Consider the following 24,162-nt stretch of genomic DNA (forward strand, 5'->3'; position numbering starts at 1 on the left):
TTTTCGCTAAAGAATATAAATGTTTTTCTCATAAGCTTTTATTGTCTCTCCAATCTCACCCTTGGATCCACGACACCATACAATAAATCGACGATTAAATTAATAATGACGTAGATGAAGGTCACAAATAGCACCACGCCTTGGATAACTGCATAATCTCTTCGTTCGACTGAATTAATAATTAATTGCCCGATTCCCGGAATATTAAAGATGGTTTCTGTTACAACAGCTCCAGCTACTAATGAGCCAAAGGTTTGACCAATAACCGTTAATATAGGAAGAAAGGCATTTCGAAGGGCATGTCTATAAATGATAAGTTTTTCAGTAACTCCTTTAGCTCTTGCAGTTTTTATATAATTGGTATTTAAAGTCTCTAATAAACTAGAGCGAGACATCCGTGAGATTAAAGCTGTATGCATAGCTCCAAGGGAAATGGATGGCAAAATTAAATATTTAAAATGTTCCCATATACCCTCACTTAATGGTCGATATCCTGCTACAGGCAACCATTGCAGCTGAACGCCAACAATCAATACTAAAAACAGTCCTAACAAGAAACTAGGCACACACATTCCCAATAAAGAAATCCCCATTATTGTCTGATCCGTTCCTGTCCCTCGATGCATTGCAGCTAGTATTCCAAGCGGCAAAGAAAAGACAAGCGAAATCACGCCAGCCAATATAGCTACAGATATCGTTGGACCAAGATGACTGGTAATCGCTTCAAGGACAGGCATTTTCATAAAATAAGAAACACCAAAATCACCTTGAACCGCTCCTTTTATCCAGTTAAAATACTGTTCGATGATTGGTAAATCTAATCCCATTTCCATGCGCAATTCCTTAATTTGCTGTTCCGTCGCTTCCTCTCCAAGTAGAACAGCAGCAGGATCTCCAGGTGTTAAGTGAATAATGGAAAAGATGACAATCGATACGACAAATAAAACGGGTATTAAAGAAAACAATCGATTAACAAGATACATTTTCATCTAATTTCCTCCTTTACATTCGATGAAAATCACTACAATTTCTTCATCCCTTTATTTCATTAGATGAAATTCTCTTAAGCGTTTTTTCTTCCCCACTGAAAAATTTCCTTTCAATAGGTTATTAGCTAGAGAGACCCGCTTAAGTAGAGACAGTATGGTAGAAAAATCCCGTCCTATTTAAGCGAGTTATTAAGAAGATCTAGTTTACTGCGTTTTTTTTACGTTCCATAGAATAGGTCCTTGGAATACAGTGAAATCCTCCAATTTATCTGTAGCTGTGATAATACTTGCATAATGTCCAAATAGGGTATAAGGAACATAGTCATTCCACATATAGGATTGCATCTCTGCCCAAAGTTCTTTTGCTTCCTCTTTCGTTGATGCTGTGCGAATCTTTTGCAAAGAATTCGTCATTGTTTCATCATTTGTCCAACCTACATAATCTGGATTAACCACTAATAATTGCGAAGGAGTGGTAACATAGCCAGTACCTACAATTAATAAATCCCAATTTTCTGGATTTGCACGTTTTTCGGTTAATGTTGGCCAATCATACAGTTCAAGTGACACCTTTACTCCCATTTGTTCTAACTGTTCTTTTAATACAACAGAGGAATTGTATTGATGGTCATAATCCCTTGTTGAATAAAGAATAATTTCTTCGCCATTATAGCCAGCATCCTTTAGCATTTGCTTCGCTTTTTCTACATCACCTAAGTTAAAGACTTCTTTCCCCGCATCCGTAGCCCAGTCTTTTTGCTCTGGACTCATATAACCAGGATCCAAATTGTATAAATCTTCACTGCCAAAGCTTGCAAGCATAATAGCATTCGCATTAATGCCTGTATTAATCGCTTTTCTTATCTCAGGATTAGTCATTATTCCTTGTTTTTTGTTATAAGCTACATTTAATGTTCCAGAATCAAATGATGCGAAGGTTTTAAGATTTGGTGTATTTTTTAATTGCTCATAGTTATCAAATGGCATGCTATTGGCAATGTCGTATTCACCTGTTTGAATACCAGCTAGTCTTGTAGAGGAATCTGGAACAATATGATACGTAACATCATCTATATAGACTGTCTTTTTGCCAGATAGACCACTAGTTTCTTCCTCTGATGCTACATAATCAGCAAACTTTTCTAACTTGATGTATTGATCTTGCTTCCATTCCACAAACTTAAGAGGACCTGTACCAATATATTCAGTAACACCATCTTTACCAGCCTCTGCTATTACTTCAGATGGCATGATAGCCGGGAACTGCCCTTTTCCTGCCATAATATCTAAAACATCTGTTACTGCTTCAGCTAGTTTTAATGTGACTGTATACTCATCCACTGCTTCAAATTTTCCTCCACTGAGTAATAATTTTGCTCGAGAGGATTGCTCTAGCCATCTATTCATAGAAGCAACAACATCTTCTGAAGTCATTTCTTTTTCGTTATGAAACTTCATTCCTTTCCTTAGCTTAAATGTATAAGTTAAACCATCTTCACTAGTTTCAATCGATTCTGCCAGCATCGGTACTGCTTGTTGGTCCTCGTTTTGAGTAACCAATGTCTCATATATATTTCTCATTATTTCAATGGCATCAGACGAGGTAGTCAAATGAGCATCAAGTGTTGGCGGCTGCACACTGATAGCAATATTTAAACTCCCTCCATAAGAATCTTCACTTGAAGTTCCTTCAGAGCCTGTGGACTTACTACACCCAACGCTAATCAGTAAAAATAAAACGGAAATAATCATTGCTAACTTTTTCAAAGCCTATTCCCCTCACTTAATTTAGAATTATAAAAAGATTCTGTCTTTTTTAACTGCAGTTGTCTGTTCTTTTAAACGAATTACTCCAACATTTCCTTCGATATCGATGTTTGTGCCGTATGGCTCAGAAAGCTTAGCAAGTCTTTTTAATATATCCTGATTGCCGGATAGAACCGGCCAGCCTCTTTCATACCTCTCTTTACCATAGCCTAATTCTACTGGATAAAGCTTTAGTTCAGCTAATTCGCCTTTTTCCATTGTCCAAACTGGGATGACTGATTCCCAAATTTTATGATTAGTCCCGAATCCTATTGTGTTATTTTTGCTTCTTTTATCTAAGGCATCTGCGACATTATCAGAATGGCTTAATTGATACTTTTCATAAAAGTCTGTTGGTAAATAAGGAACCGTATCATTTTGGAAAATAAAGTTACCCAAGCTATAAAAGATTGGTCGATTTTTATAAATTTCTATTCCTCTTAATACATGAGGTCCATGACCAATGATAGCATGTGCTCCTTCATCAATGCACTTTCGGGCAAATTCTTCCAAAAACTCTGCAGGTAGTTCCTTCTCCCCGTTTCTCATTTCATGTGCATGAATACTAACAATAACATGGCTAGCTTGCCTTTTTGCTTGCTTAATACTTTGTATCATTCGGCTCATATCTCGTTCATCTGGAGCAGTCGATTGACCTTCTTCATTATTTTCTTGGAATAAATATTCCCCAAATGAATAGATTCCATCATTTCTTCTTACAAGAAAACCTTCTTTGATTGATAATTCTTGGGTTGCATTAATATACGTAGTTGAGGCAATTTGCTTTAAAGTGTCCATATTCTCAGGTGTTATCTGGTGGATGGTTTTATAACGTAGTGGATTTATGCCAGGTCTTCCTATCATATCAGGGCGCTGTTCACCTGCCAACCAAGACTCATGAAAGGTTGATGTGGCCGATATCAAGGCAACTCTGCCCATCTCTGTCTCCAAATATCTCGGTTCACTAGCGTAAGCCATATTCTGTCCTGCACCTGCATGGACAAATCCAGACTGATTTAAATATTTTTCTGTTGCTTTTAGGCCATCAATAGAATAATCCAATGTATGATTGTTCGCCCAAGCTAGCGTATTAAATCCATAATTCTTTAAATCTAGCAGCAATTCTGGAGAGCCCATGGCCCAAGTCCCGCCACTTACCGCTCCGGGGATACCTTCATTATGATGTAGCGTTACTTCTAAATTCGTAAACCGAAAATCAGCTTGATTAATAATGTCAGCAATTTCCTTATAAGATTCATTTTTTGCTGGAAGTTTGCGAGTGATAAAGGAATCACCAGTTGCAGCAAATGTAATCGTATCTTGCATTTTTTCTCCCCCTTTGTCTCCTCTTCTTATATTCGGAATATTTCCTTAATTGTTCCTTAAATTAAAGTATAGATAGACAAATTATTAAAGTCAATAATCCATATAAAAAACACTGTTAGATTATCTGACATATAAATTTCTATCCATTCACTATTACAGAATTATTACGGAAATTAGTTTGCTAATCTTTTATTTTTTATAGTATACTCTAGAAAAAATACAGTTGGAGGCACTTATGAAGGCAAAAGCTGGTCTACTAGGGCCAAAAGACTCGGTGCAAAAAATAATGGAAATCGCCTCAGACTTCCATTCTAAACTGGAAGTCATTCCATATATTTACAGCGAACCAATTGAATCAGAAGCAATCGTAGAACAAAATCATCATTTTGTTGATTTTTGGATATGTACAGGATATACCCCTTACTATCTAACGAAGAAATTTCATAATCAGCAATTATTCTATTACCCACGATTTAATCAAGGATCAATCGCAATCATACTGTTAAATATTCTTTATAAAGATAAGAAAAATATTGAGAGAATTAGTATTGATAGTTTTTTTAAACAGCAATTTATCGAGCTTTACCAAGAAAATCATATTTCTTTAGACAAATTACATTTCCTACATAATGTTGGACTTCCATCCAATGAAATTGTGGAATATCATGCTAATCTCTTTCGTACTGGCAAAGTAGATATTTGCATCACTTCCCTGCGATCCGTATATGAAAAACTTGAATCCATGAATATTCCTGTCTACCGTGTTACCGCCACAAAGGAGAATATTCAACAATCTATTAGTGATGGATATGAGAAATGGGAAAAGTTCCATTTCCGTAATTCCCAAATTGCGGTCATGATGATAAAAATCGGAGAAATGATGGACACAGCAGCAAAGGATTCAATATCCTATGATTTACATCGCTTAAATTTAAAGATTCAAAACTCGGTATTAGATTTTGCCGAATCTGTTTCAGGCTCTTTTATCACGACCGGTATCGGAAGCTTTATTATTTTCTCTACAAGAGGCTCTATCGAAAATAATAGCCAAGAGGGAAATTCTCTTCTTTTCCAGATAGAGCTTCTTACAGATTCTAAAGCAAATGTTGGAATTGGCTACGGGGATACTGCTATGATCGCAGAAAAAAATGCAATCCTAGCACTAGAACATGCAGAAGCATATGGTACATATACAGGATTCCTTGTAGATGATAAAGGAAATATAACTGGTCCCCTTCATCAAAATAAGACGATTGGATTTAATTACAGAGTGACAGATGAAGAACTAAGCAATAAACTCAAAAAAGCAGGAGTAACCATCAGCACCTACAATAAGATGGCCTCTATCCAAAAAAACTTAGGGAAGCACGCATTAACCGCTACGGATATATCTGAATGGCTTAAAATGACTCCAAGAAATGCAAGAAGAATCCTGACCAACTTAGAAGAACAGGGACTGGCTAAAATAATCGGTGAAGAAGTTCCTTTGACGAGAGGAAGACCAAGGAAAATTTATCGGATAGGAACATAAATTAAAGGGACGGTTCTTTTGGAGTCGAATGACCACACAAGAACCGTCCCTTTGTCCTTAATACTTAACAACCCCTTTAACTACATTAAACATTGGATAGTTTTCCATAATAAAGGGCATTTCTTCTATTGTAAAACGATGAGAAATAAGGGATTGTACATCGACCACTTTTTTCTCGATTAGATTAATCGCTTCTTCATGGGTATATGGATTGATGAATGAGCCTTTGATAATAAGTTCCTTCGCAAATATATCAAAAGGAGAAATCGATATTTTTGTACTTGGAGAAGATACACCAAATAATAGTACTTGTCCGCCTTTATTTACCGTGTTGAAAGCTATTTCCATCGTGTCCTGTCTACCTACACATTCAATGACAATATCCGCAACTATTTCATCCACATTATCTGGATGAACAACTCTATCAGCACCAAGTCGATATAAATTTTCCCATTTGCTTTCAGCTGGTTCACTAACAATAATGCTATTCACACGCTGATTTTCCACTAATTGCAAAAACAGCTGGCCGATAAAGCCTCCCCCGATAATGAAAACAGTACTCAAAGGAGAAAAATCGATTTTCTTAAATCCATGTAACACACAGCCTAAAGGCTCGACCAGTGCTGCTTCTTCATACGTCATTTCCTTTGGAATCTTGTAGCAATTTGCTTCTGGAACCACGCAATATTCGCCCATTCCTCCATTTCTAGTCACACCGACCGCTTGCAAATTTTCGCATAAATGAGCCTGATTTCTTCGGCAATACGGACAAATCCCACAATAAATATTGGGATCAATCGAAACACGGTCTCCTTTTTTTAAAGTCGAAACCTGTGAACCTACTTCTTCTATTTCCCCTGCTAATTCATGACCAAGGATAATGGGAGGATGGACTGCTGCTGAACCTGGATTCCCATGATAAATATGCTGATCCGTTCCACAAATCCCACAGCTTTTTACCTTAACTAGTACTTCCTTGGAAGATAAAGACTCTACCTTCCACTCTTCTAGTTCTATCTGTTTTGTCCCCTTTAAAACGGCTGCCTTCATTTTGCATGCTCCTCCCTAGTTCTCATTTTTTTCTACAAGCGTTAATGCTTGCTCCAAAACTTGTTCCCCATCCATCTTTCCATAGTATTGGACATTAATATCTTCCATTGGAATGTTTTTACCTTCGATTAGTTCCTTAAATAGCTGTTTTCGATATTTGACTTGTGGAGCTAATAGTATGACATCGACCTTTTTATTTTTTAATGTTAAGTCCACTTCAGGAGCAGATACGGCAAATATATCCGCTTCTATTCCCTTGGATTGTGCTGCTCTTTTCATTTTTGTCATTAATAAACTGGTACTCATGCCTGCAGCACACACTAGCATAATCGTTTTCATCTCTATTTCCTCCTGGCTGATTTCTTTTAAAGAAACCACTTAAATACATTATAAAATGTCCATTCCTGCTTTTTAATCCAATGCTTTTCCGTTAGGAAGCGGAAACGTTTACAATATAAAACGAAAATCAAGGCAATTTCCATTAACTTTCTTGGAATAACTTAATTACTTCGTCAACTGATTGACTTTTAACTATTTTTTGAACGATTGACTTATTTTCGACTACTTCAATCAGTTTTTCATACATGCTATCAAGATCTCCTTTTGGAGCGGATTCGATATTTAAGAGACAGATAAATTGAACCATTTGATTTTCATTCCATGGAATAGGCTGCTTTAACGTACAAATAGTCCAAAAGGTTTTTTCCGTTACTGGCGTCACCGGATGAGGAATAGCAACTAAGTTTCCAAAACTAGTCGGTGCCATTTCTTCTCTTTCCAAAACAAGCTGTTCGTACCCCTCTGTTACGTATCCCTGTTTCGTTAGCTCGTCACATAAGAAGCTAATCACACTTTCCTTGTCCTTCATATCCTGTTGAAGGAATATTCTTTTTGAATCTAAGTAAATCGAGCATCCTTTTTTATGAGCGGGAGATAAATAACCTTTGATATGCTGAATATCTGCCTCTTCTAAAAAAGTATTAACAACTTGTACAGGGACTCCTAATTCTTCTTTAATAGGAATGGTGCTAATTATGAGATCAATGGATGATAAATTGTACTCAGCAAGCTTATAATAGTTGATTGAAGCAACAATCTCTAATTCGTTGGGAAACAAATGCTTTAAACGATAGTAAAGTAATTTCGCACTACCTACGCCAGAAGCACATACAACGATTACTCTTTTTATTTGTTTAGAATTGCTCTTCAGTCTTTCTAGTGCCACACCAATATGTAAAGCAATATACGCTATTTCATCTTCTCCAGGTTCAATCGATAAATATTCTTCCATACACTTACAAGCAACGACAGCCCCTTCAAAAGCACTAGGATATCTCACCTTTATTTCATTTAATAGGGGATTTCGAATGTTCATTTTATATCTTAGGCGATTCATCGCAGGGCGTATATGTAAGGTTAATGCCTGAATAAATTCATTATCCTTCTCAAAATCCCAATTCCATTCATTCTTTAGCCTTTGTAGCATACATTGGACAATATGCCCCACTTCATCAAACTCACTGAACTCTGTTAAACTTTCTTTATGGAGCAGCTTTGTTCCTAATAGATGAACAATGATATAATCAATCTCGGACCGTTCAAAATGAAGCGCTGTATACTTTTCTATCTCTTTAATAATCTCTATTGCTACAATTTTTTCAAATGGATGATCATCAAGTAAATCTTCGCTTACATGCTCAATAATGAAGCCTTCTTCAATTCGTTTGCATGCAATAACAATATGAATGGCTAAATTTTCAAGGGCTATATCGGAAATCTCTATTTTATATTCATTCACTTTTTGGATGATCGTTTCTTTAATTTTTTTATAGAGTACATGATCGATTAGCGGCAAGCGTTCAAAATCGACAAGGACTTCCTTGCGATTAAAGATATAATTGGATAAGCACCGTCTTTTCATATATTCATCGCCTTCCACCTGTGTACCGTAATGGGGACGATTCACTAGCTTTAAATTATATTTCTGCAAAATTCCCTTTACCACTTTCAAATCATTTTGCATCGTTGATTTTGATACATACAGCTCTTCTTCAAAACCTTCTAATTTAATCGATTCCTTTTCCAATAATAGTCTCTTTAATATAAAGACTACTCGATCCTTTTGTTCGGAAAAATTCTGTCCTGCTTCTTTGTTCATTACCCTTATCAATTGGCTAAACTCCTTTGAAAAGAGTTCTTGATCGAAAATGTGAATTTGATATCCTTTTCCACGAAAAGACTCAATGGAAATCCCTAGCCTATGGCACTCTGGCTGAATGAACTTTATATCACTTCGAACGGTACGATCACTTACATTTAGCTCTTTGGCAATCCATTCTGCTGTTATCGGTACATCCGTTTCTTTTAATAATGAAAGTATTTCGATTTGACGATTTGATAACATAGACACTTCTCATTTCCTACTCCCTCATCTTTTTGGTTTATACCTTCATAATACCTATTTATTCTGTCCATTTCTATCTTTCCATATGATAGTCTCCCTGGAATTTAACGGAAATCTACCTATACCTAAAAAAAGCAATGGAGTTCTAACTCGCATTGCTTTTTTAGGCTATCGACTAACTGATTCAGTCACTTCGTCTAATTGTTTTCCATTAGAAGCAATGACGTTTTTAAACCAATTAAAGCTTTTCTTTTTATATCTTTTTAGATCTCGTAAATCTTGTTCTTCTCGATTTACAAAAATAAAGCCATATCGTTTCTTCATCTCGCCCTGAGAACTTAGAAGATCGGTAGCTCCCCATGTTAAGTAGCCAAAAACCTCTACGCCTTCTTCCATTGCGAGCTTCATTTGTTCAATATGTTCTTTTAAATAGGCAATTCGATAATCGTCTTCTACCGTCTTATTCACATCCAGTTCTTCTTGGACACCAATGCCATTTTCAGTGATAAAGATAGGTAAACGATAGCGTGCATACATATCCTTTAAAGCAACTCGAAGTCCAATTGGATCAATGGACCATCCCCACTCATTTGCTTCTAAGTGTGGATTAGGCGTGATGCCAGAAATTAATTGGTCTGATTCTTCTACGTGTTTGACCGTCTGGCTTTGATAATAGCTGATGCTCAAATAATCCACTGTATTTTCTTTTAATAATTCAGCATCTCCCTCTTCAAAAACAGGCATAATCCCTTTCCTTTGAAGGTCACTCGTCACATATGTCGGATATTCTCCATTTGCGAACACATCACAATAGAAATCGATTAAAAGTTCTTTCGCCTTTACGTTTGCTAGTACATCAGCAGGCTTGCAGGAAATCGGATAGGTCGTCATATACGTAATCATGCCTGCCATTTTCCCATCTGGAATGATTTCATGAAGAGCCTTTACTGCTTTCGCATGCGCAATGAATGAATGATGGACAGCTTGATAGCTTAAAGCCTCTCTATTTTCATCGGTTACCTTTACCCCTAAGAGCTGAGGCTGCGTCAAAAATAGATTTTGCTCATTGAATGTTAACCAATACTTTACTTTATTACGGTATCTTTCAAAGACAGTTCTCACATACTTTTCAAAAAGATCAACCACTTTTCGAGAAGCAAAACCGTTATATTTTTCCGCTAATGCCAGTGGAATATCAAAATGGTATAACGTAATAACAGGCTGTATTCCGTTTGCTAAAAACTCATCAAATAAGTCGTCGTAAAATTGTAATCCTTCTTCATTCGGCTCCCCTTCTCCATCTGGAAAGATTCTTGCCCAAGAGATACTTGTACGATATGCATTAAAGCCCAATTCCTTAAATAAGGCAATATCTTCTTTATAACGATGATAAAAATCGACTGCTACTTTCCAATCCGAAAAACCTTCTGGAATTGGCCTTGCATCCACGATAGAAGGGCCTTTTCCGCCTTGATCCCAAGCTCCTTCTGTTTGAAAGGAAGTAACGGCTCCTCCCCATAAAAATCCATCAGGAATGATATTATCTACTTTTTTCGTCATCGTATTTCCTCCTTATGATTGGTTACTTACTATTTACCTGCTCCAATAATTCCACTCTTTGATAAAGGCTGATAAACTCTTCTGCTAGTTCCTTTACTGTGATAGCATTCATTAAATGATCCTGTGCATGAACCATCAAAAGGGATATTTCCGTTTTTTCTCCCCTTACTTCCCCCTGAATTAACTCGGTTTGAATATGGTGGGCTTGGACTAATTCATCCTTCGCCTTTTGTACACTATCCTTGGCTTTTTCAAAGTTATTTTGTTTGGCATACGCAAGAGCTTCCATTGCATAGCTTCTTCCATTCCCACTATGGAGAATCAACGTAAAAATCTGTTGTTCAGAATTCATTTTTATCCCCCGTCATCTTTATCCATATTTTATACATAGCTTACTTATGAACATTTCGTCATCTGATAAAAGAAGGGCTGATCATTTAGCTACAGCCCATTCTATGAAACTTACTTCGCGATTTTTTCCTCTGAGAATTCAGCTTCTTCCTTCAGTTTCTGCTTATCCCATATTCTAAAGAATGGATAGTAAAGAGCTGAAGCTAACAGAACATTGAATAGTTGGAGAGCTGCTCCAGAGATTTTTCCACCAGTTGCTAGAAATCCGCCAATCGGAGCCGGCGTTGTCCATGGAACCATGATTCCTGCTGTTTTTGCTACTAAGCCAAAATCCATCGCTAAGTAGGAAACAGTTACGATAATGACCGGAATAAAGATAAATGGCAGCATCATAATCGGGTTCATGATCATCGGCAATCCAAAAATAATCGGCTCATTAATATTAAAGATTCCAGGTGCAAGGGTTAGTTTTCCTAGCTGTTTGTTTTGTTTACTTTTTGAAGCAAAGAATAGTAATAGCGCTAAACCTAATGTAGTTCCAGAGCCACCGATAGAGTAAAAAATATCCATAAATTGAATGTTTACGATATTAGGAATCTCTTGACCTGCTGTATATGCTACTCTGTTTTGATCCACAAGAGCCAGCCATACTGGAGACATAATTCCCCATACAAGACCTTGTCCATGAATACCTGTTACCCATAATAATTGAGCGATTAGCACAGCACAGATTGCCCCAGCTAAAGATCCACCTAAAAGGGATAATGGTTTTCCTAGCAATTCACCAATAATGTTATGCATATTCTCAAATGGTGTTACTTGAAGAATTAAGCGAATTACCCACATAACTAAGATAGAAATAAATCCTGGCGCTAAGGATGCAAATGATTTTGCAACAGCTGGCGGAACACCATCTGGCATTTTAATAACAAAGTTTTTCTTCACTACAAAACGATAAATTTCAGTCGTTAATAATGCGACAATAATGGCAACGAACATTCCTTTACTGCCTGTAAGAGCTAAAGGTATCCCTGCTACATCATAGGATTTATCCATGCCTTCAGGCGTAAATACGATATTATATGGTGTTACTAGCATAAAACTCGCAAAGGCAACTGCAGCAACAGACAGTGGATCCATCTTATATCGCTCAGCAAGTCTATAAGAAACACCGATTGCTACAAAAATAGCAAGAAGATCAAAGGTAACACCAACAGGATAAAGCAGATTATTTTGCCAGTTTCCCCCAAAGATATTACTCATCAATGTCTCATATCCAGGTATTGGCAAGAAGGCAAGAATTAAAAATAGCGATCCAATGATTACAAGTGGCGTTGTCAATACAATTCCATCTCGGACAGATTGAAGATGTCTTTGCTCTCCAATTTTAGCCATCGTTGGCATAAATTTCTCATCTAGGAATTTTGTTATTCCGTTCATATTGGTTCCTCCTATACTATTATGGGAAATCAATGATATGTTTTATTTTCCCTCTACAAGTGCAATGGCAGTCTTTAAAACTTCTGCCCCGTTACACATTCCATAATGCATCGGATTAATAGAATCCACCGGAATATTCTTTTCAGCAGCAAGCTTTTTCATTTGTGGCAGCATATAACGAACTTGTGGTCCAAGCAACAAGACATCTGCATCATCAATATGTTGTTTGACAGCATCTGCGCCTTCTGCCCAAATTCTATAATTTAAGCCCTGCTCCTTTGCAGCTTGCTCCATTTTTGTTACCAATAAACTTGTAGACATCCCAGCAGCACAGCATAATAATATATTCATAAAAAATTCCTCCTTAAGATTTTCTAAATATTTTCTTATCAAGATTCGTAAAGAATATTATTAGCAATTTCTCTTGATGCTTTTATTCTATTGTAAAAGCGTTTTCATTTGTAGGTATTCTATTTCCGTTGCCCAACGGAAATCGTTAGAGGGAAACAGAGGGACGGTTCTCCTAGTTCCCTTGAATGATGTTCATTCACCAAAGGAATGCAAGAGAACCGTCCCCCTTTTTCAAGAAAAGCTCTAAACGTTTAGTGTCTACTTTATTAACTAATTACTTCTAGAAGATGGTTAATGTCTTCTGTTGAATCAGCATAAAGATGGACATGGTTGTTGGATCTTACCGTGAAATAAACATTGTACATTTTACCAGAGTAGCCATACTTCAGTAAATTTGTGTGTTGTTTTGGACTTAGCTGTACTTGAATAGTAATGGTATTTGGTTGATAGAATCTTGTTTGACCAAAATATGCCTCCTGAATTGGATTTACTTGAACGTTCTTCACAAAACCATCAATATCTGAAATCGTTTGATTATGGGGATCCATTTTCTTTTCTCTCCTTCTTTCTTTTATAGCTTTATCTTACTCTAGTTGTTTGTAAAACGCTTAACATTGCTAACTATTTCACATATTTTTCATAATCACACCAAAAAGAGATAATAAAATCAACATTTTAGGGATTTCTTAACCCCTTTGACAACTAATATGGTTGTTTTTATAATAGAGAAGAATGGAATAATAAAACCTTATTTTTAGGACGTGGATTTTTCTAGAGGGAACTCTATTTTCGCCACACAATTGTCAGAAGACATTTGTGTGGCTTTTTTATGTGTTCAAAGGGAGGAGAAAACAATTTTGAAAAAATGGCAATATGCTTTAATCGTTTTTTTAGGTGGCTGCTGTTATGGAATATTATCGACATTTGTTAAATTCGCATACGCAGCTGGATTTACAGTGGCTGAAGTCACAGGAGCACAATATTTATTTGGAACCTTCATTACTTGGATACTTGTTTTGTTTACAAAAAAGGATAAAATCACCCGTATTCAAGCTATCAAACTACTATTATCCGGCATTCCGTTTGGTTTGACGGGAATCTTTTATTATCAAGCATTGCAAACAATAAATGCATCATTTGCAATTATTCTCCTGTTTCAGTTTGTATGGGTTGGCACGCTTTTTGAACAAATTATTTATAAGAAAAAGCCTACAAAAGAGAAGGTAATAGCAATAATCATTCTCCTGTTTGGCTCTGTCCTTGCAGGAGGTATTTCTTTAGAAGGAGGAAGGAATATTTCCTGGCAAGGTGCTGGATGGGGATTACTCTCTGCATTCACATTTGCTACATTCATTTTTCTTAGTGGATCAGTCGGGAAAAACACCTCTCCCTTACTAAAGAGTGGTCTTCTTTCCGCTGGTGGTGTAATCGTTGTTTTTCTAGTGTTTCCACCTGTTTACTTAGTTGATCTGCCTACTTTAATAGGGGTAGCACCATATGGATTACTGCTCGGACTTTTTGGAGCAGTTCTCCCGCCTCTTCTTTATTCCATTGGAATGCCAAAAATCGGACCAGGACTTGGCACCATCTTAACAGCATCAGAGCTTCCAGTAGCTGTCTCCATGTCTGCGCTAGTTTTGGGAGAACCTGTCAACATATCACAATGGATTGGTGTGGCACTAATATTAGGGGGAATTGCATTTAGTAATGTTCAGCTTTCAAAGGCTAAAATGTTGGTAGAATATTAACATACTATATGGAGAGACGGTTCTTGTGAGATTACAAGAACCGTCCCTTTGTTTTCTGTAAAAAACGATGGGTAAAGCCTTCTTTATGAAAAGCCAACCACCCTAAATTATTTTTCGTATCAATCATCGAACCATTCGGCAAAACATGATGGGAGATTATTTCTTTCCATAGATATGCAGAAGTTGCTTCCTTTTCATGAATGACATAATCATGTCCGCAATAGCGCGACAGCTTCTTCTCCTCCTTTGCTCGACTATGTCTAAGCAGGAGCAGACTTTTTAAAGCAATTCCTGATACCCCATCAAAAGACTGATTTTTTATTGGGCTACTTGTAAATTGATAAATAGTACGCGTTTCTTCATGTTGAAAATACACCTCCGCTTGAATGGAAGAGGCCATATGAGCATCTCCGGATAAGATAATACAGTGACTTGGATTCCATTCTGCTATTTGTTGATGGAAAAAGGAAAATCCTCTTCCGTTGAATTTCCACCATTCCAAATCTAAACTCCTTTGCAGTGATGGTAGAATATTAGTAAGTGGCATTACATAATTTTTCAAAAAAGATTCAATTAAATGAACGCCGTATAATGGAGTAGCAGAGATTATTACTAATGGAGTTTGCGTTTGCCAGCCATTTGCAAATAATAAATCCGATAAATGCTTCCATTCTTTCTTCCGTATTAAATTAGGACCATTCGTCCGTTGCTTAAGCATATTTCCAACAATATAAGTTCGTTCTGCTGGATAGGCACGTTGGGTTCTTGTATCTAATACGAGGATTCGGGGATTGGTTGGTGCAACATAGCTCCAAGAATGAAAGGATAATAGTGTGTGGAGCCACTCTTCATATGCTGTTGTGTTTGCCTTTAATCTTTTTGAATAATTGCCTATTTTGGTGAAGAAAGTTAGAGGAAAAGCAGCAGGATCATTGCCCCATCCTTGAAAAGCCCAATAGGCGGTTAAAGCATTGGCGATGACATGATTTCCGAGCGGCGAAACGGCCACTTTTTCCCGCCATTCTTTTGTAATATTCCAATCATCTGTTACATCATGGTCATCAAATATCATATAGGTTGGAATATTGGCTAATAAACGGCGTACCTTTGGAAGACTTTGCTGGAATGTTTCTGTTTCTTTTTGTTGCTCCGTGTATTCTTTTTTTAACGTGGTTATTTTTCTTTCATACTCCTCTTCCTCTATATCCATATAAATTTGATTATCTACTAAATAATCATCAAAATCTTTTAAATATCCCTCTTTCCTTGCCATTTCCCAAATTTCCGGATTCCAGCTCAAGCTATACATGGCTGCATACTCCCCAAGTGTCAAAAGGTGATTGTCGCCTTTTCTCGAAGTAAACTGACAGTATTTTTTGATGATTTCTTGTCTCCCATTTATTTGGTTGATAGCTGCTGGAAGGGCTTTATTTTTAAGGTCTTTACATAATTCTTTTAATGGTTCTTCCTTCCCCATCAAGTGATTACCCAATAGGGACAAAAAGGGAGCGATTGGTGCAGGGACATCATCTGCATAAATCTGATCACCGGTTAGAAAAAGTGCACTTGGTCTTTTCTCCAAATGAAAATAATACTCCTGCAGTTTTTCATCCCCTAAACATAATGCATCCGCTCCTATTCCATGCAGCTTGCGGCAGGAGCCATATAAGATATTTTTTTCATCAGTCGCTGGAATAAAAAAGGTGGGATAGTGTAGGTTTCCATAGCAGATAGAGGCTGGACTATTTGGGGACAATAATTCAAAATCGCTTAAATCATAGATTTTATTACCTTTTTTAAATTCAATATTATATCCTAATAAAGTTTGAGCGGGAAAGCTTTCTGATTGTGGCTGGATTTTGATTAAATAGATATATAAATTTTTTCCTAATTGAACTATTTGTGTATCAGATTGGATTACAAGTGGTTGATAATTATATTCCTCTGGTGTTTCTTGATTTCCTTGAATCGTATAAAGCTTGACGCTTAATTGATATTTTTGGCTTAATGCTATCCAAAGATAAGCTGAATCATTTTCCACCCTGCGCACTATTGGTCCAGATAAAATGACCGGCAGATTCATCATTACCACCATCCATTTCCTGTTCTCTTCCAGCTTATTCGGAAAAAGGAGAGGATATGTGTGGGACATGGGGTCAGGTTCCTTGTCCCACTTTGGTACCGGCCCTTGATTGAAGTATCTACCGTCCTTTGTTATGATGGGGATAGTAACCTTATTTTAATAATAATGGAGGAAAATTCCGTGAACGATAATCAGACAAATGAGCAAGAAGGCAAAAAGAAAATTAGCCTACAAGAAGCAATGAAGCAACAGTTAGCAAATAAAGCACAAGCACAAGGCGGAAAAGCAAGTTTGAGCGGCAATCAAAAAACGAAGAAAATGAAAAGCCAGCTGACGAAAAAGCCAAATAATCAAAGAAAACGCATGGGTGTATAATGAAGAACGGTCAAAATAGGAAAGACATCTCTCCAGGCGTTCCTGTTGAAATTGTCCTAAAGCAAGACCAAAGAACAGGGAAGCGAACAGAAGGCATTGTAAAAGATATTTTAACAAAGTCTCCATTTCATCCTCATGGAATTAAGGTTCGCCTAGAAGATGGACAGGTAGGACGGGTGCAGTTGATTAAAGAATGATAATCAAAAAAGGACGATCTCAGTATAAAACTTATACCCTGGTCGTCCTTTTTTCTCTTTTAGGCTTAGCCTTCTTTTTTGGAAGGTCGCACTATATCAAATGCACAAACTTATGAGTTTTTTTCTTTTTGTGGTTTCTAACACTTAGATTTTCGTATTTACTAAATTTCTTTTACAATCTCTTTTCTGTTTGGAGCAAGAGGCGGTTGTTCTAACCATTTATTTTGTACCATAATATTAAACCATTTCTTTGTTACCATAAGATTTTTTAGAATAGTACCCTCATATGCGGTTACAAGATCTGTACGCATAGCTGATGAAAGTCCTCCCCCATGATAGTTTTGTGCTGCTTGAAACAAGAATCCGATATGATACATCATTAATTTATCGGAAAAAGGCGAGTCCGTTGAAGTCGTCACTTCTGTTTCCCACGATTTCGGAACTGGTAAATTATCGGATTGCATTATTTTTGAAAATGTTTTTATTTGACCATCCGCCGTGTTTTGGGAATCCGTTAAAAACTTTCTTACTTCTTTTGTTTGAGCGACCTGACTAAATGCGATAGAAAGGGTTTTAGACATAATGCTTTTTTTAAGATTGAATGAAATGCTAATGATTTCTGTTGCTGATAATTTTCTTCCTTTTCCGAAAAATCCATCAGTGAAATCTTTACTAGAAATAAATTCAGGGTTTTTAGCTGGATAAAATAAAGGGTCTCTTTGAAAACTTCCCTTCTCCAGCAATAACTCAATTGTTTGGTGGTACATCTTTTTTGCATCGTTGTCACAAGAATCGTAAAATTCCCGTAAATCTTTTCTCACAGAAACAGATAATGCAGTAGTGTGACCTAACAAACCATGTAATGTCATGATATGTAAATAATTCAAGCAAAATATATCTGTGAACAATCTCTGTTTCCCTTTAAAGAGATCCGTTTCAGTAAATCCTATTGGAACCGGAAACCCCTCGTTCTCCATAAAAGCTGCAAGTTGTTTCTTTTGTTTCGCAAACGTCTTAATAGCATCCGCAAAAATAGCTTTAATGGACTCGTCCTCAACAATGGAGTGCATATATCTATTTACAATATCCACGGCTGTTCCATTTATATACTCTCCCCAAAGCGTTCCTATTTCAGAAGATGTGAGTTTTGATTTAGCATCATCCATATTATCACCTCTTGGATATTATTGACCAATTCAGTATATAGTATGAATATCTATGAAAAATAAGTGAGGCTTCAGTAAACTAATTTATCTTTATGCTGAAAAGGAGGAAACACTGCAAAGAAAAATACATGAAAAGACATGTTTCGGAATGATGGGATGGAATTAATCTACAAATCAGCAACCTTAAAAATTATATATGGGAGGATGATAAACGATGCTTTTTCAATAATCTCAGACGGTTCTTCCGCTTCCACCTGTTTCCATCCACATAAAAAGGGAAGCATAAGACCGAACCAGCCCTATGCTTCCCAATCATTCCTATTTAAATAATAAAACCTTACCTACAGTACCATCACTGCTTTCGCCAACTATGCGAATTTTCAATCCAGTAGTAGGAATATTACGTCCTGCTTCGATATTTCCTGGGTTACTGTAGTCTGCACTATCGTCAAATAGTGGTGTTCTCTTTGTAAAGTTATCCTTTAATGTTGTGCCATTAATAGTAGAGTAATCTAACAGCATTTTGCTTGATTTACCTAAACTAAAGGCTGCATCATTTAATTGATAACGTGTAGTTCCAACGACTCCATCGCTCCAGTAATTAGTATGCTGATCAGCATCGACTACCCCTAAATAACCGTCTCCTGGGTGAATTCCTGTCCAGTTATCACCATATGCTTCATCTACGTACCAAACAACAAGACCTGGATCGTAGCTCATTAAGCTAGCACCGCGACGAATATGAGCGAGCCCTTCATCTACTCCATTTTGGGATCTCCATTCTAATAAATAATAATGTTTAGAATAGAACTTTCCTTCATCTTTCTTAAAACCAGCTAAAGTAAAGGCAGAATCACCTTCCACATCGTCTGTTACTACTTCTGATCCATCAACCGTTACTTTAATATCATCCACATAGAAACCTGGATTTGCAACCGCAACATCTGTCCAATAATTAAATTCTACTTCTACTTTTTGACCAGCATATGCACTTAAATCAAAGGCTGCATCCACCCATTCCCCATTTGTACTTCCTGTAATTCCGTTACCTGGGTTTTGGTCATTTGGATTTTCTGTTGTGGTAATATTTCCTTTAATAGACTCTCCATTTACTTTAACAGACGCATAATCCCAATCCACTTCAATATCATACCAAGTTTTAAAACTTAACTCAGCACTAGTTGCATTCGTTAGGTCTACAGTTGTTTTCATAGAGTTATCTAAATTATTTCCACTGCCACCAAAATATTCGTATTGTCCACTTGCTGGTGTGTTCACATTTGTTACTTTATCAGGAAGATTAACACGAACTGCATCATTATTGGTTCCTTTTGTTACCGCTTCGTCTAATAAAAGCTCTGTTCCACTACTTGTAATATCTTCCACATTCAAAGTTGTACCGCTTAACCAATCACCTCCGTGTGCTCCTTGTAAAAATTCCTTCGCATAAGCACTAAATCCACTTGGCTCTGTTCCAGGAACATCCCCAGCCCAGCTGCCGCTTGCCATGATGGACCAATAAGCTACAGCTTCACCGCCACCAGAATATTGCGTATCATACTCATCAGGCAATCCTAAATCATGGCCATATTCATGAGCAAATACCCCAGCCGCTCCATCTTCCGGTTCAATTGTGTAGTCATATGCACCAAGTAAACCACCAAAACGATCACTATTAGAAGTGCCACCTGGTACTGCAACTAGGTTACCTAAATTCCAGCGATGGGACCAAATAGCATCTCCACCTAAGGCACCGCCACCTGCTTCTTCCCCAACACCTGCATGGATAACCATTAAGTGATCAATGATGCCATCTGGCTCATTATAAACACCGTCACCATCATAATCATCACGATCCCACACATCATATTCACTTAAATCTACATTAGGATCTTGCCCAGCTTTTGTTAATGCTTCATAGACTAGCTGGCGAGGACGTGCATCACTATCCTCTGGTCCAGGATAATTTCCTCCATAATAAGATGCTTCGTGATCAGCTGTATACCATCCAGCAACTTCCCCAGCTACCGTATAGCTTCCACCAGATTGCTCTTCATAATATTGTTTCATCGAGACAAGGTTTTCACCATTCGGACCTTCATAGCCATCTTCTCCAAAAATCATATCTTGAAAATGTTCATGTGTGTAATCTTCATAGAACATATCTGTTTCATTTTTTGTAATAGAGCTTTTTTCATAATCTGGGAATTCTATAGCTAAAACGAGTACTTTATCTTCACGAACTTCCCCGTTATAGGCTTCTTTTTCTACAGAATCAACCTTATTTTTCTTTGCCTGTCCTAATTTATTTCCCTTTCCTTTTTGAAGACTATTCGTAGTTTCTTTTTCTCCATTTGTCTCTAATTCAGCTAAAGCTTTCGGCAATTTATCCTTTGTTTCTTTTTTAGCACCTTCCGCTTTACCCTTTAAATATTGTTGTAAAGCTTCTTCCGCTTCTTTAGAACTTGCATCCTTCGCTAATTTCCCTTCTTTTTTCAGCATCTCAATGAGCCTCTCATCATTTGCAATGCCTAAATCAATGGGAGCTCCTCCATAATTCGAAACAACTTCTTTATATGCCGCCTCTGCAGCAGCTTTCTCAGGAGGGCCATATAACCCAAGTGAGAGCGTACTAATTCCAAGTACCGCAGCCAATGCTGTTTGTTTAAGCTTCTTCTTAACCACCAACAAATCCCCCTCTAATTCAAATATGTAATTACTACAAAATTAAATATTCTAAATTAATATTCAATTATCCTTTTCACTTTTTTAAAATAGTACTTTTATATCAGAAAATTTTCTATTTTTAAAATTTTATTTTATATTACATACTACCTTCAGCACTTTTCCAGGTAGATTATAAGTGTATTAGTCATTCTCCTAAGGGTTTCCTTTCATAAATCACCAGTTATTAATAATCTCGTCATTCGCTTTAATATTTAATAAGCTTATTTTGCATCTCAAACTATATGAAAATATTAATGAGAATGATAGATACTATAGTGAAAAAGGAAGTAGTTGTTGAAGAGGGGAGTAAACTACTGGTGATAAAAAGCTTTTTCAAAAAACATTTAGCAAAACTAAGATATTCCTAGAAAGTCAAAAAAGTAAGCAGGAGAACTTCCCCCCTGCTTGTGATACTGCCATTCTATTTGGCACTATATTCAATTTGAAGTGTCATATAATCATAAGGCTTTATCAAGGATTCTCTATTAATTTCCTCTTCTAAAGCATTCATTATTTTAGCATTTGCTATCAAACTATCATCCACTTTCACTTCATTCGAAGTCGGATTTGCTAAACGAATAACAAATGCATTTGCATGTCGATAGGATGGATAAATTGCAGATACAATTAAATGCTCAGGTAATTCAAGTAGTGAAAACACAGATGATAATGGCTCTATTTTTCTTTGTGGCCATATTTTATTATCTAACCGATTAATAAATACATTTAGCAATTGTTTTTGATAGGATATAGACGGATTTAATCTATCATAAGATATTTTTGCTGTCTCCATTTCATTAAATGGTTGCCCTACTACACGAATTGCAAATGTGAATTGGTTAATCCCGAGCTCTTGAGCCAATGGAGTCGGCATCATAATATGCCCTTCATTAGTCGTATCCCCAGATGCTCTACCTGGTCTCCAAGCTAAGTTTGGCTTACCTAGTTGCCCAGTAGTTGCCATAAGTGTAATAAATAATTTATTTTTAACTCGCTCATATTCTCTTAGCCCATCCGCATAAACCGTAATATGATGTCCTTCATCCTCAACTGTCACACTTTTATCGAATATCTCTAGGTTTACAGGTTTTTCAACATATTTTTTTTGCCAATCTTCTGGAATAAAGTCAGGTTTATTTCTAACAAAACCATTTTGAATTTGAGCAATAGATGTCTCATCCTCATTTCTCACATCAATTTGTAATCTTAAACGATGCGATAAAACTTGGTTGTTCACCCTTATTTTCCCCTCAATTAAATCATCATCCCCTTTTTTGATGATTAATTCTAATTCAAAACTTAATTCACCAGTTTGAGGATTGGGGGATAGTCTATCTTCTAAATCATATGGAATCTCTATTACACCATAAAGCATCAAGGATTGTTTTGTAGAGTCTTCAAATGCCTTCGCTTCTTTATAATAGAGATCAATCTCTTTGTCACCAGCTAACGGAGAGTAATCATAAGTATCACCGTCATTTGCTGCATCGACTAATTTGACAAAATCTTTAAATAATAAACCAGTGGTTGTTTCAAGTGTTAATTCGTTATTTTCATATCTCAACTTGTAAACATCATTTTGAATACATGTAGTATTTACTTCCTGTTTTTCCTCTAACGCCTGAGTGCTTTCCGAAAATTCAATCACTTTATACCCAAGCCCAGGTAATTCAACGTTAATACACACATCTAATTCATAGTAAGAAGGCTCATCAAAATAATCAAACCCAGTTGCGACTAACTTCATAATATTCTTACGCTCTGGATAATAGACTTCTTTAACAATTACTGCTTGCTCACTTTCTTTAAAAGCAATATTTTTACTACGGGTAACAATGTGAACCACTTTCTCCCCTGTAAATGGTTTTGGATCTGTATTAAAAATTAATACTTGATTTGGTTTTAAATCGAGCCTATCAGCAATTTTTTTCGCTATTAAATTCTCTAGTCCATCTGCTATTTCATTAGCCTCTTTAATACGATGAAAAATGTCTTCCGCTACATTATCTGACACACAGCCCCCAATACTATCATGTGCTTGATTTTCAAGCACTTTTTTCCATAATCTTTGAAGGAGTCCATTGCTAATTTCTATATTATTTTTTTTAGCAATAACCATTAATGGTTCGATTCTCCGCAATATCTTTTGTTCTAATTTAAAATTTTCTAGCTTCATTTGCGTACGAACAGAGCCTATTGAGCGATGTGCTCTAGAATAAACAGGTTCCCTCAACTCTCCTTGATACTTAGGTAAGTTCTCCTTCTTACGAATAGTATCAACATAGGTTGGATAATCACTAATCACATTCTCATAGTTACTTACCTCGTTTAAAGCCTCTACCACTTTATCAAAGTCACGGACAATGTTTTTCTGATCAATTCCTGAAGGGATTAAAATATCTTGATTATCACCGTGTTCTTGAAGAAATGTAATGGATGGATCCAACTTTTCTTTAACAAACGCTTCAATATTTTCTTGCGCTTCTACCGTCATCAACCCTGTCATATAGCCAAAAGGGAAATTCATGGCATAAACAAAGCGATCCCCTAATCCTTTCCAAACGAAATATGGCGATTCTACCAACTTTTCAAAATTAATGCCTCTCCAACACATAAAGTTATCTATTCCTACTTGATTTAGTAATGTAGGTATTTGTGCATTAAATCCAAATGTATCAGGTAAATAACCAACCATCATTGGTTCACCATATTTTTTCATCGTATCATTTATCCCAATAATCAAATTTCTAAGAATAGATTCCGCATCTACTAATAGTGCATCAGTTTGAGTAAACCATGGACCGATAAATAACCTCTCTTCTGCGACAAGTTTCTGAATAACAGGTAACTTATCAGGATTTAATTCAATATACTCATCAACAATAGAAGATTGGCCATCCAAGCAAAAGTTCACATTTGGATTGCTTTCAAGTTCATCTAATACTTCTGTAAAAACTTGATCACTTAAGACTTTTGCATCTTCAGTTGTAAAATACCATTCTCTATCCCAATGTGTATGCTGTACAATATATGATTTTGTCATAAAAGCTCTCCCACA

General features: G+C 36.5%; 19 protein-coding genes. 4 read left to right on the forward strand and 15 right to left on the reverse strand.

What is annotated here, in order from left to right; all coding sequences use genetic code 11:
* Positions 1-38 precede the first annotated feature (38 nt).
* The 3 genes from RTL21_RS03830 to RTL21_RS03840 all read right to left on the reverse strand — a co-directional run bounded on the left by RTL21_RS03830 (position 39) and on the right by RTL21_RS03840 (position 4,121).
* On the reverse strand, positions 39-989 hold the full coding sequence (locus tag RTL21_RS03830; protein ID WP_235251950.1) for an ABC transporter permease: 951 nt from the start codon (positions 987-989) through the stop codon (positions 39-41).
* Positions 990-1,193: 204 nt separating this feature from the next.
* Positions 1,194-2,756 carry an ABC transporter substrate-binding protein gene (locus RTL21_RS03835; protein ID WP_235251951.1) on the reverse strand — a complete coding sequence of 521 codons (1,563 nt, stop codon included), beginning with the start codon at positions 2,754-2,756 and terminating at the stop codon, positions 1,194-1,196.
* Between the two features lie 27 nt (positions 2,757-2,783).
* A complete protein-coding gene (locus RTL21_RS03840; RefSeq protein WP_235251952.1) occupies positions 2,784-4,121 on the reverse strand; it encodes a CapA family protein in 1,338 nt (445 codons plus the stop codon).
* Positions 4,122-4,356: 235 nt separating this feature from the next.
* Between RTL21_RS03840 and RTL21_RS03845 the strand changes: the two genes are divergently transcribed.
* The gene (locus RTL21_RS03845; RefSeq protein WP_235251953.1) at positions 4,357-5,652 is read left to right on the forward strand and encodes a helix-turn-helix domain-containing protein; all 1,296 of its coding nucleotides are present in this window, start codon (positions 4,357-4,359) and stop codon (positions 5,650-5,652) included.
* A 57-nt stretch (positions 5,653-5,709) separates the two neighbouring features.
* Here the strand turns inward: RTL21_RS03845 and RTL21_RS03850 are convergent, their stop codons facing one another.
* The 8 genes from RTL21_RS03850 to RTL21_RS03885 form a co-directional block, all read right to left on the reverse strand.
* Positions 5,710-6,702, reverse strand: coding sequence for a zinc-dependent alcohol dehydrogenase family protein (locus RTL21_RS03850; protein ID WP_235251954.1), 993 nt, complete (start codon positions 6,700-6,702; stop codon positions 5,710-5,712).
* A gap of 15 nt (positions 6,703-6,717) precedes the next feature.
* Positions 6,718-7,041 (reverse strand): PTS sugar transporter subunit IIB, encoded by a 324-nt coding sequence (locus RTL21_RS03855; RefSeq protein ID WP_268817889.1) that lies wholly within the window; start codon positions 7,039-7,041, stop codon positions 6,718-6,720.
* 142 nt (positions 7,042-7,183) lie between these two features.
* Entirely contained in the window at positions 7,184-9,106 is a 1,923-nt protein-coding gene (locus RTL21_RS03860; RefSeq protein ID WP_312093692.1) for a BglG family transcription antiterminator, read from the reverse strand.
* A 168-nt stretch (positions 9,107-9,274) separates the two neighbouring features.
* A complete protein-coding gene (locus tag RTL21_RS03865) occupies positions 9,275-10,666 on the reverse strand; it encodes a glycoside hydrolase family 1 protein (protein WP_235251955.1) in 1,392 nt (463 codons plus the stop codon).
* A gap of 22 nt (positions 10,667-10,688) precedes the next feature.
* Entirely contained in the window at positions 10,689-11,018 is a 330-nt protein-coding gene (locus RTL21_RS03870) for a PTS lactose/cellobiose transporter subunit IIA (protein ID WP_235251956.1), read from the reverse strand.
* A gap of 110 nt (positions 11,019-11,128) precedes the next feature.
* On the reverse strand, positions 11,129-12,457 hold the full coding sequence (celB, locus tag RTL21_RS03875; RefSeq protein ID WP_235251957.1) for a PTS cellobiose transporter subunit IIC: 1,329 nt from the start codon (positions 12,455-12,457) through the stop codon (positions 11,129-11,131).
* A 42-nt stretch (positions 12,458-12,499) separates the two neighbouring features.
* Entirely contained in the window at positions 12,500-12,808 is a 309-nt protein-coding gene (locus RTL21_RS03880) for a PTS sugar transporter subunit IIB (protein WP_235251958.1), read from the reverse strand.
* A gap of 266 nt (positions 12,809-13,074) precedes the next feature.
* A complete protein-coding gene (locus RTL21_RS03885; RefSeq protein ID WP_235251959.1) occupies positions 13,075-13,356 on the reverse strand; it encodes a hypothetical protein in 282 nt (93 codons plus the stop codon).
* A 309-nt stretch (positions 13,357-13,665) separates the two neighbouring features.
* On the opposite strand from RTL21_RS03885, the gene RTL21_RS03890 reads away from it, so the two are divergent.
* Positions 13,666-14,556, forward strand: a complete 891-nt coding sequence (locus tag RTL21_RS03890; protein WP_235251960.1) for an EamA family transporter — start codon at positions 13,666-13,668, stop codon at positions 14,554-14,556.
* 31 nt (positions 14,557-14,587) lie between these two features.
* Here the strand turns inward: RTL21_RS03890 and RTL21_RS03895 are convergent, their stop codons facing one another.
* On the reverse strand, positions 14,588-16,642 hold the full coding sequence (locus tag RTL21_RS03895; RefSeq protein WP_312093505.1) for a metallophosphoesterase family protein: 2,055 nt from the start codon (positions 16,640-16,642) through the stop codon (positions 14,588-14,590).
* 162 nt (positions 16,643-16,804) lie between these two features.
* On the opposite strand from RTL21_RS03895, the gene RTL21_RS03900 reads away from it, so the two are divergent.
* Entirely contained in the window at positions 16,805-17,014 is a 210-nt protein-coding gene (locus tag RTL21_RS03900) for a hypothetical protein (RefSeq protein WP_312093507.1), read from the forward strand.
* Entirely contained in the window at positions 17,014-17,211 is a 198-nt protein-coding gene (locus RTL21_RS03905) for a YwbE family protein (RefSeq protein WP_312093509.1), read from the forward strand. The genes RTL21_RS03900 and RTL21_RS03905 overlap by 1 nt, the downstream gene beginning before the upstream one ends.
* A gap of 161 nt (positions 17,212-17,372) precedes the next feature.
* Here the strand turns inward: RTL21_RS03905 and RTL21_RS03910 are convergent, their stop codons facing one another.
* The 3 genes from RTL21_RS03910 to RTL21_RS03920 form a co-directional block, all read right to left on the reverse strand.
* Positions 17,373-18,377, reverse strand: a complete 1,005-nt coding sequence (locus tag RTL21_RS03910) for a DUF3231 family protein (protein WP_312093511.1) — start codon at positions 18,375-18,377, stop codon at positions 17,373-17,375.
* A 318-nt stretch (positions 18,378-18,695) separates the two neighbouring features.
* A complete protein-coding gene (locus RTL21_RS03915; protein WP_312093513.1) occupies positions 18,696-21,062 on the reverse strand; it encodes an immune inhibitor A domain-containing protein in 2,367 nt (788 codons plus the stop codon).
* A gap of 463 nt (positions 21,063-21,525) precedes the next feature.
* Entirely contained in the window at positions 21,526-24,147 is a 2,622-nt protein-coding gene (locus RTL21_RS03920; RefSeq protein ID WP_312093515.1) for an alpha-mannosidase, read from the reverse strand.
* Positions 24,148-24,162: the final 15 nt, after the last annotated feature.

This window comes from Niallia sp. (genome assembly GCF_031978665.1).
Lineage (GTDB): Bacteria > Bacillota > Bacilli > Bacillales > Cytobacillaceae > Niallia.